Origin of the sequence: Paenibacillus tarimensis, assembly GCF_021532315.1 — a bacterium.
Taxonomy (GTDB): Bacteria; Bacillota; Bacilli; order Paenibacillales; family Paenibacillaceae; genus Paenibacillus_I; species Paenibacillus_I tarimensis.
Window position 1 is genome coordinate 379,394 of the sequence record NZ_JAKGAO010000004.1, and the last position, 13,970, is coordinate 393,363.

The window sequence follows — 13,970 nt, forward strand, 5'->3', positions numbered from 1 at the left end:
AACGAACCGGATGAAATTTGCTGTTTTGGATTTGGAAACGACAGGCCACGGTGCCGATGATGATATTATTCAGGTCGGTCTTGTGCTGCTGGATGAGGAGCTTGAGGTTACGGAAACGTATGTCTCCTTTGTCCGGCCGCGCATACCGATCCCTCCTTTTATTACCCAATTAACCGGTATTACCGATGAAGATGTGGCGGATGCTCGTGAGCTCGATGAAGTGCTGATGGAGATGATCCCGAGGCTTGACGATGCAATCCTGGTTGCCCATAATGTCGGATTTGATGCCGGTTTCTTGAATAATTCCCTCGATCGCTGCGGCTATATGCCTTTTGTCGGCCGGCGGCTTGATACGCTGGATCTGCTCAGGATACTGTACCCGGGTCTGACAACCTACCAGCTAGGTGCCGTCTCAGAGGCTTTTGGCATCGAGCATGAACGGCATCATCAGGCCGACAGTGATGCGATGGCGACAGCCGTTATTTTTCGGTCATGTGTCGAGAAGCTCTACGATTTGCCTCTGCTAACACTTCAGCGATTGGCCTCATTCTTTCAAACCGAGGATGACCTCGGATGGTTTATCCAGCAGGCGCTGATACGAAAAGAAAGCGAAATCGCCGTCGATCAGGACGCTTTCGCTTATTTTCGGCAGTTTGCTCTGAAGGTCGGTGATTGGACAGAGGAGCTTCCCCCCAGGTATGATGATGAGGAGAGCCTTGAACAGATCCGGGGGATGGATTTTGATGCCTACCTGTCCCAGGTTAAGGAAGCCTTTGCGGAGCATGTTCCCGGTTATGAGCAGCGAGAAGCGCAGGAGCAGATGTTCCACGAGGTTTACAATGCCCTGTCGGGAGACAAGCATCTCATGATAGAAGCGGGTACAGGTACGGGCAAGTCACTCGGTTATTTGATTCCTTCCTTGTTTTATGGTGTCCAGCAGGAGGAGAAGATAGTCGTAAGCACGCATACCATTAACCTGCAGGAGCAGCTGAGAGAGCGGGATGTGCCGCTGCTCCAGAGAGTGCTTCCCTTTCCTTTCAAGGCAGCTGTCTTCAAGGGACGCAGCAACTACATGTGCCTGCGCAAGTTTGAAGGCAAAATAAACATGCAGGACTTCATCTCTCCAAGTGAAGACCGGATTACAGCTGCACAAATGATTGTCTGGCTCGGTGAAACCGAGCATGGTGATCAGGAAGAGCTGAACTTCAGCAACCGCGGTGGTGATTTTTGGGATACGGTGTCAAGCGATGCGGATTCCTGTCTGAATCGTTCCTGTCCTTGGTTTAAACGCTGCTTTTATCACCGTGCGAAGAATGAAGCCAATCTAGCCGATGTTGTCATTACCAATCATTCTATGCTCTTCACGGACATTCGGGCTGATCATCGGCTGCTGCCGACCTATGGGCATCTAATTATTGATGAGGCCCATCATTTGGAGGATGTGGCGGGTAAACATCTCGGGCTGCAGTTATCTTACTTCGGACTGCTGAATCCGCTGCAGCGGATTTGTAAGGACTCGCGAACCGGCATGCTGCTTCAGCTTAAGTACAAGCTTGCTGCCGAGGGTGATGAGCGGGTACAGGAATGGACAGAAAAGATCGACGCGGCTGTTCCGGTATTCGGAGAAATCCGGGAGAATTGGGATCAGCTGTTCGATATGCTCTTCGGTTTTGCGGCCGCAACGCGCGATAACAACATCGAGAATGGCCAGACTGTGCTGCGTCTTAAGCCAGACGGACTCCCGGAAGAGTGGCATTTTGCCCAGACAGCCGAATCGAATGTTTATGCCGGGCTTAACGAAATCGTTCGCTCGGTTGATAAGCTGGTTTCCGATATCAAGGAGCATGTAGATGATCCGGGGATTCAGTCTCTGATCACGGATATGAATGGAAGTCTGAAGGATCTAGCGCGGATCCGGGACGGCGTGCATAATTTTATGCGCCTTGAAGAGAAGGGAACTGTCTACTGGCTGGAAGCAAATACTAATTTCCGGGCAAAATCGGTACAGCTTCATGCCGTACCGGCAGATGTCAGCAGTCAGCTGAAGCAGTATCTGTTCGAACCGAAGCAAAGCGTTATCATGACTTCGGCAACCTTGTCCGTCCAGAAATCGTTCCAGTATGTATGCGAGCAGTTCGGGCTGGATTCTTACGCTGATCAAGGAAGGCTTGTAACTGTTCAGCTGCCGTCACCGTTTAATTACAGGGAACAGGCCCTTGTCTGCATTCCCCGTAACTTCCCCAGCCTGAAGGGAGCCTCAGGTGATCCACAATTTGTGGGTGCTCTGGTTGCTTCCTTGGCGGCCGCAGCACGTGAGACAAATGGACGTATGCTGGTGCTGTTTACTTCATACCGGATGCTGAAGCAGGCTTACGAACCGCTTAAGGATGCCTTGGCAGGGTCGGGGATACAGGTTCTTGGGCAGGGTGTGGACAGCGGGAGCAGAAGCAAGCTGACGCGCAGATTTCAGCAGCAGTCTGCCTCAATTCTGCTTGGCACAAGCAGCTTCTGGGAAGGGGTTGACATCCCGGGAGAAGCGCTGAGCTGTCTGGCGATCGTCAGGCTTCCGTTTCAGCCGCCGAATCACCCGCTGGTAGAAGCCAAGTCGGAGATTCTGCAGCAGGAAAAACAGAATCCGTTCATGAAGCTGTCGATCCCGCAAGCCGTAATTCGTTTCAAGCAGGGCTTTGGGCGGCTCGTGCGGACAGCGCAGGATAAGGGGATTGTGCTTATCTTTGATACACGTGTTATTGAAACGTATTATGGAAAATATTTTCTGTACTCACTTCCGGGACCCAAAATCGAGCACATGCATCTGGACCAGATTGTGCCTCGAATCCGCGAATGGCTTGGGGCCCCGCAAGCGATTGAAGAGGGGGCGGAGTAGTTGAAGCAGGCGAAAATATCGGAAGCGGTTGTACGCAGACTCCCGATATATTTACATGTTCTGAATGATCTGCAGCGCAGTGAAATACAGACAGTCTCTTCGCAGGATCTCGGACAAAGACTGGACCTTAACCCGGCCCAAATCCGTAAAGACCTTGCCTATTTTGGTGAGTTCGGACGCAAGGGAATAGGCTATGAGGTGTCTTACCTGATCGAAAAGATCCGCCAGATCCTAAAGCTGGATCAACAGCTTAATGTAGCTTTGGTTGGAGCGGGTAACCTTGGGCAGGCGTTGTGCAATTATAATATGTACATCAAGGATAATATGAAAATTGTGGCCGTGTTTGATGCCCATCCGGCTAAGATCGGCAGCAGGATTAATAATATGACGGTGCTGGATATGGAGCACCTCAAAACAACAGTTGAGTCGCTTGGCATCCGGATCGGTATTATAACCGTTCCGGCTGTTGAAGCGCAGAATGTTGCGGATAAGCTGGTTGCAGCGGGGGTTGAGGGAATATTAAACTTTGCCCCTGCTATTTTGAAAGTGCCTGAGCTGGTACGCATACACCATGCTGATTTTACAACGGAGCTGCTGAGCTTGGCTTACTATCTGGAAAATGGAGCGGATCATAATGACGATGACAAAGTGGTGGATTGAGGGCGGAATTTTCGTAACCATGGCATCCCAGGAGCCAGTCGTGAAGGGACATCTGGTCGTGGAAAACGACCGAATTGTATACATAGGCGCAGAACACCCTGGCAAGCTGGCAGAAGGCGCAACCCGCATATCGGGAAGCGGCTTGGTGTTCATGCCGGGGCTAATCAATACGCATGGGCATGCGGCAATGTCTCTTCTCCGCGGTTACGCAGATGATATGGTGCTGCAGGATTGGCTGCAAACGAAGATTTGGCCGATGGAGGGCAATTTTACGGACCAGGACGTTTATTGGGGAAGCGCACTGTCAGCCCTCGAAATGCTCAAGAGCGGGACGACGGCATTTGTTGATATGTATGATCATATGAATGAGGTTGCAAAGGTCGTTCAGAAATCAGGGATGCGTGCTGTCCTTACCCGCGGCGTGATTGGCTTGTGCCCGGAGGATGTTCAGCGCGCCAAGCTCGAAGAGGCGGTCCGTTTCGTCCAGGAGTGGAATGGCAAGGCTGACGGCCGTATCATGACGATGATGTCCCCGCATGCGCCATATACATGCCCTCCTTCCTATATTGAACAAATTGTACAGGCTGCGCACGATTTGGATGTACCGCTGCATACCCATATGTCTGAAACGGCAGCCGAAGTAGAACAAAACGTGCGCGATTACGGCTGCAGGCCTGTTGAGCATCTGGATAAGCTCGGGTTGTTCTCCAGACCATCGCTGGTTGCACATGCCGTACATCTCCAGGATGATGAAATTGCGCTGCTCGCCGAACGCGGAGTAGCAGTTTCTCATAATGCGGCCAGTAATTTGAAGCTCGCCAGCGGTATTGCCCGGGTACCTGAATTGTTGAAATCGGGTGTAACGGTGTCGCTCGGCACTGATGGGGCGGCCAGCAATAATAATCTGGATATCTTTGATGAAATACGGCTTGCTGCCCTAATTCACAAAGGTGTCACAGGCGATCCAACTGCCGTACCGGCAATGGAGGCTCTTCGTCTGGGTACGGTTTACGGAGCAAGGGCTATCTGGCAGCAGGATCAAATCGGAATGCTGCAGGTCGGAATGAAGGCAGATATGATCGCACTTGACCTGGATCAGCCTCATTTTTACCCGCGGACGGACATTGTCTCCCATCTGGTATATGCGGCAAGCGGCAGAGATGTGCGTCATGTGTGGGTGGATGGTGTACAAGTCCTGAAGGATCGGAAAGCAGTACTGCTTGATGAAGAGAAAATTATAGCCGAAGCTCAGCGCTGTTTTGAAAGGCTGACCAATAAGGTATGAGATCCAGCTCTTCGGCGACCCGTTTCATGACTCCGGGACGGTGGGCTATACTCGGCTCGCTAGCGACCATTCTGATATTGCTGCTGCTAAATTTATATTATCAGTGGGTACAGTCGGATATAAGGCGGGAGGAGCGTGCAGCCGAGCGTATAGCAGTGGATGCAGCTCAATTGACTGATATCAGTGAAACAGAGAAGTTTGTATGGGATGAAGTGGTATGGGTTGTGAGAGGCTCGGCTCATGATGGACAGAAGGTAATGGTCTGGGTTACGGATGGCAAGGCTGATGTTGTTCCGGAAACTCTAGGCGTAACGGAGCATCAGATAAAGTCGAAGCTGCTGGCGGCCAGACCGGAAGCGGAGATTATCCGGATCAGGCCCGGACTGTACAACGGCCAGAAGATATGGGAAGCCTATTATAGCTTGCCGGAGGAGCCTAAGCGGTATTACTACGAATTTTTTTCCTTTACCGACGGCTCACCTATTATCCAGTTCCGGCTTACCAACAAGTACTCGAGTTGAATTATAAGCAACGAACAAGCAAATTATATAAACACTCTAACGTTTTCCTAACCATGCATTAGAAAGTTTTCATATCTGCCTTTTATTTCAGCCCCCTATTCGGACATGTTTTATGATATACTCTCTTATAGCAAAGGTGCTATACGATAATATATCAATCGTCCTTGAAAGGGGGCTTTTTTGTATGAATAAATTACGTCCGCTGCCTATACTCCTGACCGTACTGCTGTCTGGCGCTGTGTTGTTCGGAGGATGGTTCTCATATCAGAGTTTTGCTGTGGAAAGACCTTTCATGGAGTCCTTAGATTCAATCCAGGGTGTGGAGGTATACGAGCCCGTAATTGACCGGGATTCCGTCACTGTTAAGCTGAAGCTTGAGAGCGGCAGTGATCTAATGTCCGTTTATCAAGAAATTAAGAAGCAGGGTTCTGATATAATCGGCAATAAAGAGTTGAAGCTTGATATTGATCAGAAGCCTTCTGCTGAGCTGGAGAAGATTTGGTCTTCCGTCTTGTTTGAGGTGGCTCAAGCGATGGATAACCAGCTATACGCGAGTATACCAGAAGCAGCTGCTAAATGGATGGATAAATATGACGGCCTTGATGTTGTAACTTCGATGGATGATACCAATGTATATATAACACTTGAACAATCGGGGGAGTCAAAGTTTGTGATTCTGCCTCGAATCCCGGCGAAGATGGGGGTATGGCCGAATGCTTAAATATGGTAAAGAGATAGCGATTGGTTTTTTACCGGTATTACTTATATTCCTGTATATGACTGGTGTGAATATACTGCCTCTTCTGCTGGCAGCAGGTGTAATCGGTGCGCTCTTCTATGTTGCACGGACACGCGGCAACGTAGCCGCTGCTCATGGCTCGAAGAAGAGCTCTGTCCGCCAAATGACTCCACTGTCCTTCGAACAGATCGGCGGACAAGAGAGGGCGAAGCAGGAGCTAATTGAGGCTCTGGATTTCATTGTCAAGCCAGAGGAGATTGCAAAGTTCGGTATCCGCCCGCTTAAGGGTATCCTTCTTACCGGCCCGCCGGGAACAGGCAAGACGCTGCTAGCCAAGGCTGCGGCACATTATTCGGATTCCGTTTATGTGGCTGCTTCTGGCAGTGAGTTTGTGGAAATGTATGTGGGCGTGGGTGCCAGCCGGATCCGTGATATATTTAAGGAAGCACGACAGAAGGCTGTGAAGAGCGGGAAGAACAACGCCGTTATCTTTATTGACGAAATTGATGTTATTGGCGGTAAGCGTGATGGCGGCCAGCATCGGGAATATGATCAGACGCTTAATCAGCTGCTCACTGAAATGGACGGCATTCATTCAACTGAATCGCCTAGAATTCTTATCATCGCAGCCACGAACCGCAAGGAAATGCTCGACAGCGCACTTCTACGTCCAGGTCGTTTTGACCGTCATATCGGCGTGGACCTGCCAGATAAGAAGGGCCGTGCACATATCCTTAAGATTCATGCCAAGAACAAGCCTCTTGACGATAACGTCAACCTGGATAAGATTGCAGAGGAGTCGTTCAACTTCTCAGGCGCACAGCTGGAGAGTGTAATGAACGAGGCTGCGATTTATGCCATGCGGGACAAGCAGGAGAAGATCAGGCAGCAGCATCTCAGCATGGCTATCGATAAGGTTATGATGGGTGAGAAGACAGATCGTGAAGCGACGAAGGAAGAGCAGGAGCGGGTAGCTATTCATGAACTGGGTCATGCGATAGCTGCAGAAGCTGTCCGTCCGGGCAGTGTATCAACTGTGGCCTTGTCGCCAAGGGGGCAGGCGCTCGGTTATGTACGCCATAATCCGCAGGATGACCAGTATCTCTATACGAAGCCTTACATGGAAGATCAAATCATGATCGCACTCGGCGGGGCAGCCGCTGAGGAAATGTTCTACGGCAACAGAAGCACAGGCTCCCGCGGCGATTTTGAACAGGCGATGGCCATCGTGCGTAATATGGCCGAATCAGGATTGACGGAAATGGGTATAGTAGATAGAAACATGGTTACTCCAGAAGCACTCTCTAAGGTGTCTGGTCGTATACTGGACGATTTGATGGAACGCACGAGAAGGCTGCTGGAGAGCTACCGCCCTGTGTTTGACGGCTCGCTCGCCATTCTTCTGAAGGATGAAACCTTGTCAGGCGATCAGTTCCGGGTACTTATGCAATACAATAATGGCTCTAAAAGCGCTTAATTTTTCGACATTTTCATGAATTAAGAAGGATGTCCACCTGGACGCCTTCTTTTTTCATGATCAGGTAATGTATAATATAGTGGGTTTGCGACAACTGAAAATACAAATAGAGAAGGTGAGCATCCATGGCAATCAGGAAAGTAGGAGTAGTTGGAGTAGGAACAATGGGTCAAGGGATTGCGGAAATGCTGGCATTCAAGGGCCTGGATGTCGAAGTTTTGGAGAAAACGCCGGAGCAAATGAAAAGCTCAATGCAGCAAATCGAGCTCAGCCTCGATAAACAAATAGAGAAGTGGGCGCTTACCCAAGCAGAGAAAAAGCTGGTACTCAGCCGGATCAAACCGGTTAACAGCTTGGCGGAAATGTGTGACTGCGAGATAATTATCGAAACAATCACCGAGGATCTTGAAGCCAAGAAGAAGATTTTTGAACAGCTTGACCAGCACTGCAACCCGAACGTAATATTGGCGAGCAACACCTCTACCCTCAGCTTGACTGAGCTGGCAAGCCATACATCCAACCCGCAGCGGGTTGTCGGTATGCATTTTATTTATCCTGCTTACAAAATTGATCTTGTTGAAATAGTACGCGGACTGCAAACATCCGACGAAACCTTTGGCAGCATCAAGCATTTTGTAGAAGACGTTATTAATAAGAAGAGTGTCATGGTGTTTGAATCGCCGGGCTTCATTACGACCCGGTTAATTTGTCTGTTCATTAACGAGGCACTGCATGTGCTTGAGGAAGGCGTTGCTTCCGCCGAAGATATTGATAATGCGATGCGCGTAGGTTATTCATTCCAGCATGGTCCTTTTGAGATGGCCGACCGGTTTGGTCTGGATGCCGTCCTCGCGGCTCTTGAACGGATGTTCCGTGAATACGGTGAGTTGAAATACCGCCCATCCATCGTTCTTAAGAAGATGGTTCGCGCGGGCCATCTGGGTGTAAAGACAGGAATTGGATTCTTTAAATATGATAAGGATGGGGACCGCACATGAGAGTACTTGTCATTAACGCTGGCAGCTCCTCGCTGAAATACCAGCTCTTTGATATGACCAACGAAAGCGTTCTGGCCAGTGGCCGGGTAGAGCGGATCGGAATGGATTCATCGATCGTTACACATGAGCCGACAGACAAGCCTGAGGTCAAAGATGTGAGTGAAATTCTTGACCATGTAACAGCAGTGAAGCGGGTTATCGATCTATTAGTGCATCCAGAGCATGGCGTCATCCGTTCCATGGACGAAATCGATGCCGTTGGACATCGAGTCGTACATGGAGGCGAAACCTTCAAGGAATCTGTTCTGGTAGACCAAGACGTGAAGCTTGAGATTCGTAACCTGTTCGATCTGGCACCCCTTCATAACCCGGCTCATATGATGGGAATTAACGCTGTTGACACCAACCTGCCTGAAATACCGCAGGCAGTTGTATTCGACACGGCGTTTCATCAATCGATGCCCCCAGAGGCTTACCTCTACCCAATCCCTATGGTACTGTACCGCCGCCACAAAATCCGCCGTTACGGCTTCCATGGCACTTCCCATAACTACGTGAGCCAACAGGCCGCTGAGCTTCTTGGCAAGCCGCTCGAGGAGCTTAAAATGGTAACCTGTCATATCGGTAATGGCGCCAGTTGTACGGCCATTATGGGCGGCAAATCCGTCGATACCAGTATGGGTCTTACACCTCTTGAAGGCCTCATGATGGGCACGCGCAGCGGTGATCTTGATCCGGCTATCGTACCGTTCACCATGAATAAGGAAGACTTGACGCTGAGCGAAGTGAACTCCATGCTGAATAAGCACTCCGGTCTGATGGCGATCTCGGGTATCAGCAGTGACATGCGCGAAATAGTTGAATCTATGGAAGAGGGAGACCGTAATGCCAAGCTTGCCTTCGATATGTATACGTATCGTGTACGCAAGTACATTGGCTCCTACGTAGCGGCAATGGACGGGCTTGATGTGCTAGTCTTCACGGCCGGTGTAGGTGAGAACTCCGTACAGCTGCGTGAAGCGGTATGCAGCGGTTTGTCTTATTTTGGAGTCAAGCTAGATCCTGAACTGAACAAGCAGCGCTCCAAGCAGGCTCGTATCATTTCGGCTCCTGATTCCCGCACGAAGGTTATGGTTGTTCCAACCAACGAAGAGCTGATTATAGCCCGTGATACGTATCGTCTTGTCCTTGAGCAGGAGAAGCAGGGAATTAACGAAATCTAACCGGGGAGTGACAGCATGAAGGACGGAAACCGGGACGCCTTTGTTCACGGCATGACTGCAGCTATGTCGGGGGGCGGCGTATTTATGCCGGCCGTTCTGCTGCGGTCTTACAGGGCCATTGGGCTCAATGATACGGATGCCATGCTGCTCATTCATATCGCTGCTTTCAAGCAGGCCGAGAACATTGAATTTCCGACTCTGGAGCAGCTCGGTGAGCGAATGGGTCTGAGTGCCAAGGCTGTCGGTCAGCATGTACAGCGTTTGATGAAGGAAGGATTTCTTGCAATTGACGAATATATAGATCCGGTATCGGGTATACAATCCGAGACGTACAACTGGAACGGGTGGATCGTGAAGGCTGCAGAATGGGTAACAGATCACCCTTCAAGGGCCGGCTCAGCAGCCCAGGAGTTGGAGTCCAGGGATAGGAGCTATACATCTCCGTCCCAGCCGCCTGACATTAATTTGTTCTCCTTGTTCGAGCAGGAATTTGGCAGGCCGCTGTCTCCGATGGAGCTCGAAACGATCAGCGGATGGCTCGATGCCGACCGTTACCCGGAGGAGCTTGTCCGATTCGCCCTCAAGGAGGCCGTGTTTGCAGGAAAGCTGCATTTTCGGTACATAGACCGTATCTTACTGGAGTGGAGCCGCAACCGGGTAACCAACAGCGAGGAAGCCCGCGCCCACGCGAACCGGTTCCGCAGCAGCAGTAACAAAAAAAGCTGAGACGCATAAGCGTCTCAGCTTTTTCTTATATTGGGCTTTGCCTGTTTAAGCAGCTCCCAGCGGTATACATATTCGAAGAGGAATTCGAACGCTTCAAGATGCCGTTTGGCCTCAAACGCATTCGCACCCCAAGCATATATCCCATGCTTCCGAAGCATGATACCTGGAACACGCGGGTCAAAACGCTTCGTGACTTCCGGTACAATCTTAGGAATATCCGCATAGTTGGGTATTAGCGGGATGTCAATATGGGCTTCTTCCTCCCAGATATTAAATGCCTTTATCAATTCGACGCCATCTACCGGTATGGAGCCGCGCTCCCAGAACCATTCCGATACGACATTGTTGAAAACAGTGTGGGTGTGAAAGATAGCGCCACAGCCTGTAAGGCGGTAAAGCTCACAGTGAATCAGTGTTTCGGCCGAAGGCTTCAGCCGGGTCGTCTCACACGGTTTGCCATTTTGATCGACGAACAAAAAATCCTCGGGCGTATGTACGGACTTATCCTTGCCGCTTGCCGTGATTGCAAAGTGGAAGCTGTCCGGTTCATAGTCACCGACACGGATAGACAAGTTTCCGCTAGTCCCGGGGAACCAGTTGCGTGCCGCAAACAATGCCTTAACTTCTCGCAGCTCAGTTAATGCGCGCTGCTTATCCTCAGTTGAGATATCATGGAAGTTTAGACTCATTACACTCTCTCCTCCAGCTCGTCGATAACATCATGAAAGGTTTCGAACGGGGTGTAAGAGACCCCTAGCTCCCGGCATTTCTCGATCAGATGGGAACGCGCAAAGACCATATCGGCAATTTTCGCGCCTTCGAAATCCGTCACACTGTCACCAATCAGGATCCGCTCGTATTGATCAGCGGGGAAGCGGCGCATGATGGTGGTTTTACACATGCCGCATTCATTGGAACACTCGTGGTCGCAAGGATGCGGCCATAAAATTTCAATTTGGCTGCCCTCGAAGCTGCTGCCATTACAGAAGATGTGATCTTCCGGAATGTCGAACGGCTGGAGAAGCGGATAAACGAAGAAATCAATGCCTCCGCTGGTTACATAGAAGTCAATGGATTGGTACTTGCAGAAGCGAAGCAGTTCACTAAAGCCTTCACGAATTTGCGCATTGCTGATAGCAAATTCGACAACTTCCTTTCTGCGGGAGGCGGGAAGGAGCCGGAACAGCTCTCCGACTCCTTGGCGGATTGACTTACGTTCACCTACAATATCATCGACAATAGCCTCCCAACCCTCCGGGTTAAAATGCTTAATGATTGCGACAATATTATCGTTTACCGTGATGGTACCGTCAAAATCACAGAAAATGACCTTGCTGCGTGATGTTCTGCTCATTCTTTTACCCCCCACGCGGCTATTGCCGCAGCAAGCTCTGGATGTTTTGCAGCGTAATCGCGCAGCGGGACTCCATTAAGTGAAGCCTGGATAGCCTGACGGAAGGCTTGTCCGCCTGCAGCGGTTCCCATTGGATGGCCGTGGATTCCCCCGCCTGCGTTCACGACTACGTCGCTGCCAAAATCCCGCAAAATGAGAGGGACAAGCCCGGGGTGAATACCGGCCGATGGCACAGGAAAGCTGGTCTTAATGCGCAGATCCGGATCAAGCAGGGCGTCTCTTACGGCCATGTTCTCTTCCTTCGGCATGACCACTGACCCGTAAGGTGAAGGGAACAGGACGAGATCCGCACCGGCGATTCTCATCAGCTTACCCAACAGGACCGGAGCGGCAATGCCATAATGTGGAGAAGGGTAGAAGGCGCCGGCCATGGCCGGGTGAGCGGCAATCGGCACATGGATCTCGGGATCACGGCTGAGCTCGGCCAGCACATCATAGCCATAGGCGAGTACATTGAACAGCAGGGCATTGGCGCCAGCCTTAATCGCCTTCTTGGCATTGGAGGCAATTAAGGAGGTAGGGCCTGTAATATTCACGGCATACAGCAGCTTTTGGCCGGTCTCAGCCTTTGCCTTGGCAGCAGCCTCCATGCAGACCTCTACACGCTTTTCCAGAGGGGTAAGAGGATTCTCGAACAGAATTTCATCATCCTTGATCAAATCGACACCGCCGAGAGCCTGCTGGTAAAATTGCTCCTGCAAACCGTTCAGGTCATGCCCGATAACGGATTTAAAGATGCTCATCAGCAGCGGCCGGTCTGTTATGCCGAGCTGCTGGCGTACACCCGGGAGTCCGAATTTGGGCCCCGGGAATGCCGACAGGAAGTTGTCTGATACATCGATATCAATCAGCTTGATCCGGCCGTCCATGGACAGCTTGCCAAAGATCGTGACCAGAAGGGCAGGGATGTCACGGCTGAAATTTATATCCGGATAGTCAATAACGATATCTGCGTATCGTTCACCGGTGGCAGAGGCATTTCCTTCATACTCGCTCACAGACACAACCTTGCCGAGATGCTTCTCCATATGTGCCTTCTGCGCTTCAGGCAGCTCAGTCCAGCTTCCCACAGTCAATCCGACAGCGATTGACTGTGCCTTCTTCTGAAAATCCGCCTTGTCATCGAAACAGCGGTAGACCGCTCTGCAGTATCCATTCATCGCGTTGTGCTCCTCTCCAGCTCGGCGCCCATCTCTCTGGCCCGTTCGGCTGAACGCCGTACCGCTTTGATTATAGTGGAAGTAAAGTCATGCCGATCCATGACCTCTATAGCTGCTTGCGTTGTGCCGTTAGGTGATGATACCTTCCGACGCAGTACGGAAGGCTCTTCTCCCGTCTGATGAACCATCGAGGCTGCGCCGAGTACCGTCTGAATCGTCAATTCTCGGGAAGACTCCGGCGACAGGCCCAGATCAATGCCGGCCTGCATCATAGCTTCCATGACATAATAAATATAAGCGGGTCCGCTGCCCGATAAGCCGGTGACCGAATCGATCATTGATTCCTCAATTATTGTTGTAATCCCGACAGCCTGGAAGATATCTACAGACAATTGCTTCTGTTCTTCAGTTACTTGGTTATTAAAGCAGAGAGCAGTAGCTCCGAGTCCAATCGTGGAGGAGGTGTTCGGCATGGTACGAACGATAGGCAGCGCTTTTCCGATTAACCGTTCGATCGTCTCGGTTGACAGACCGGCAATGACGGATATAATCAGCTGACCTTCCTTGGACAGACCCGCCAGCCTGCCGAGTGCCTCTTCAGCGTCTTTGGGTTTCATGCAGAGGAACAGAATATCTGCTTCTGCAAGAAGCTGATCTTTATCTTCCCGGCCCGTTGGGATTACCACACCGTAACTACTGTTCAGCTCGGCAAGCCGCTGCTCGTCCGAACGGTTGATAACGCTGATCTGGCCTGCTTCCGCTAGGCCTTGTTCAACTATGCCTCTCAGTATGGCTTCAGCCATCGATCCCGCACCGTAGAAGCAGAAGCGTTTATTCCGGATAGGTGCTGTAACCTTGGTGAGCTGTTCTTTCATGGCAT

13 protein-coding genes are annotated in these 13,970 nt (G+C 50.8%); 9 read left to right on the forward strand and 4 right to left on the reverse strand.

Annotated features, from left to right (window positions below):
- The first annotated feature begins 10 nt into the window (after positions 1-10).
- The 9 genes from dinG (at position 11) to L1N82_RS03160 (ending at position 10,516) form a co-directional block, all read left to right on the forward strand.
- Positions 11-2,887 (forward strand): ATP-dependent DNA helicase DinG, encoded by a 2,877-nt coding sequence (gene dinG / locus L1N82_RS03120; protein ID WP_235285865.1) that lies wholly within the window; start codon positions 11-13, stop codon positions 2,885-2,887.
- Positions 2,888-3,547: a redox-sensing transcriptional repressor Rex gene (locus tag L1N82_RS03125; protein WP_235285866.1), complete on the forward strand. Its 660-nt coding sequence runs from the start codon at positions 2,888-2,890 to the stop codon at positions 3,545-3,547.
- Positions 3,528-4,832 (forward strand): amidohydrolase, encoded by a 1,305-nt coding sequence (locus tag L1N82_RS03130; protein WP_235286150.1) that lies wholly within the window; start codon positions 3,528-3,530, stop codon positions 4,830-4,832. Before L1N82_RS03125 ends, L1N82_RS03130 begins: the two co-directional genes overlap by 20 nt.
- Positions 4,829-5,353 carry a cell wall elongation regulator TseB-like domain-containing protein gene (locus L1N82_RS03135; RefSeq protein ID WP_235285867.1) on the forward strand — a complete coding sequence of 175 codons (525 nt, stop codon included), beginning with the start codon at positions 4,829-4,831 and terminating at the stop codon, positions 5,351-5,353. The genes L1N82_RS03130 and L1N82_RS03135 overlap by 4 nt, the downstream gene beginning before the upstream one ends.
- A gap of 184 nt (positions 5,354-5,537) precedes the next feature.
- Positions 5,538-6,074, forward strand: coding sequence for a hypothetical protein (locus L1N82_RS03140; RefSeq protein WP_235285868.1), 537 nt, complete (start codon positions 5,538-5,540; stop codon positions 6,072-6,074).
- Positions 6,067-7,569 carry an AAA family ATPase gene (locus tag L1N82_RS03145; RefSeq protein ID WP_235285869.1) on the forward strand — a complete coding sequence of 501 codons (1,503 nt, stop codon included), beginning with the start codon at positions 6,067-6,069 and terminating at the stop codon, positions 7,567-7,569. The genes L1N82_RS03140 and L1N82_RS03145 overlap by 8 nt, the downstream gene beginning before the upstream one ends.
- Before the next feature lie 125 nt (positions 7,570-7,694).
- Positions 7,695-8,567 (forward strand): 3-hydroxyacyl-CoA dehydrogenase family protein, encoded by an 873-nt coding sequence (locus tag L1N82_RS03150; RefSeq protein ID WP_235285870.1) that lies wholly within the window; start codon positions 7,695-7,697, stop codon positions 8,565-8,567.
- Positions 8,564-9,790 carry an acetate/propionate family kinase gene (locus L1N82_RS03155; RefSeq protein WP_235285871.1) on the forward strand — a complete coding sequence of 409 codons (1,227 nt, stop codon included), beginning with the start codon at positions 8,564-8,566 and terminating at the stop codon, positions 9,788-9,790. The genes L1N82_RS03150 and L1N82_RS03155 overlap by 4 nt, the downstream gene beginning before the upstream one ends.
- A gap of 15 nt (positions 9,791-9,805) precedes the next feature.
- Positions 9,806-10,516, forward strand: a complete 711-nt coding sequence (locus L1N82_RS03160) for a DnaD domain protein (protein WP_235285872.1) — start codon at positions 9,806-9,808, stop codon at positions 10,514-10,516.
- Positions 10,517-10,530: 14 nt separating this feature from the next.
- On the opposite strand, the gene mtnB is transcribed toward L1N82_RS03160, so the two are convergent.
- Genes mtnB through proC form a run of 4 tightly spaced genes read right to left on the reverse strand, consistent with a single transcriptional unit; the run spans position 10,531 to position 13,965 of the window.
- Positions 10,531-11,205, reverse strand: a complete 675-nt coding sequence (gene mtnB / locus L1N82_RS03165; protein WP_235285873.1) for a methylthioribulose 1-phosphate dehydratase — start codon at positions 11,203-11,205, stop codon at positions 10,531-10,533.
- Positions 11,205-11,870, reverse strand: coding sequence for a 2-hydroxy-3-keto-5-methylthiopentenyl-1-phosphate phosphatase (locus L1N82_RS03170; protein WP_235285874.1), 666 nt, complete (start codon positions 11,868-11,870; stop codon positions 11,205-11,207). The genes mtnB and L1N82_RS03170 overlap by 1 nt, the downstream gene beginning before the upstream one ends.
- Entirely contained in the window at positions 11,867-13,090 is a 1,224-nt protein-coding gene (locus L1N82_RS03175) for a 2,3-diketo-5-methylthiopentyl-1-phosphate enolase (protein WP_235285875.1), read from the reverse strand. Before L1N82_RS03175 ends, L1N82_RS03170 begins: the two co-directional genes overlap by 4 nt.
- On the reverse strand, positions 13,087-13,965 hold the full coding sequence (proC, locus tag L1N82_RS03180; protein ID WP_235285876.1) for a pyrroline-5-carboxylate reductase: 879 nt from the start codon (positions 13,963-13,965) through the stop codon (positions 13,087-13,089). The genes L1N82_RS03175 and proC overlap by 4 nt, the downstream gene beginning before the upstream one ends.
- Positions 13,966-13,970: the final 5 nt, after the last annotated feature.

Coding starts and splice junctions, on each gene's coding strand:
- dinG (WP_235285865.1), top strand. CDS start 11: ATGAAATTTGCTGTTTTGGATTTGGAAACGACAGGCCACGGTGCCGAT.
- L1N82_RS03130 (WP_235286150.1), top strand. CDS start 3,528: ATGACAAAGTGGTGGATTGAGGGCGGAATTTTCGTAACCATGGCATCC.
- L1N82_RS03135 (WP_235285867.1), top strand. CDS start 4,829: ATGAGATCCAGCTCTTCGGCGACCCGTTTCATGACTCCGGGACGGTGG.
- L1N82_RS03140 (WP_235285868.1), top strand. CDS start 5,538: ATGAATAAATTACGTCCGCTGCCTATACTCCTGACCGTACTGCTGTCT.
- L1N82_RS03145 (WP_235285869.1), top strand. CDS start 6,067: ATGCTTAAATATGGTAAAGAGATAGCGATTGGTTTTTTACCGGTATTA.
- L1N82_RS03150 (WP_235285870.1), top strand. CDS start 7,695: ATGGCAATCAGGAAAGTAGGAGTAGTTGGAGTAGGAACAATGGGTCAA.
- L1N82_RS03155 (WP_235285871.1), top strand. CDS start 8,564: ATGAGAGTACTTGTCATTAACGCTGGCAGCTCCTCGCTGAAATACCAG.
- L1N82_RS03160 (WP_235285872.1), top strand. CDS start 9,806: ATGAAGGACGGAAACCGGGACGCCTTTGTTCACGGCATGACTGCAGCT.
- mtnB (WP_235285873.1), bottom strand. CDS start 11,205: ATGAGTCTAAACTTCCATGATATCTCAACTGAGGATAAGCAGCGCGCA.
- L1N82_RS03170 (WP_235285874.1), bottom strand. CDS start 11,870: ATGAGCAGAACATCACGCAGCAAGGTCATTTTCTGTGATTTTGACGGT.
- L1N82_RS03175 (WP_235285875.1), bottom strand. CDS start 13,090: ATGAATGGATACTGCAGAGCGGTCTACCGCTGTTTCGATGACAAGGCG.
- proC (WP_235285876.1), bottom strand. CDS start 13,965: ATGAAAGAACAGCTCACCAAGGTTACAGCACCTATCCGGAATAAACGC.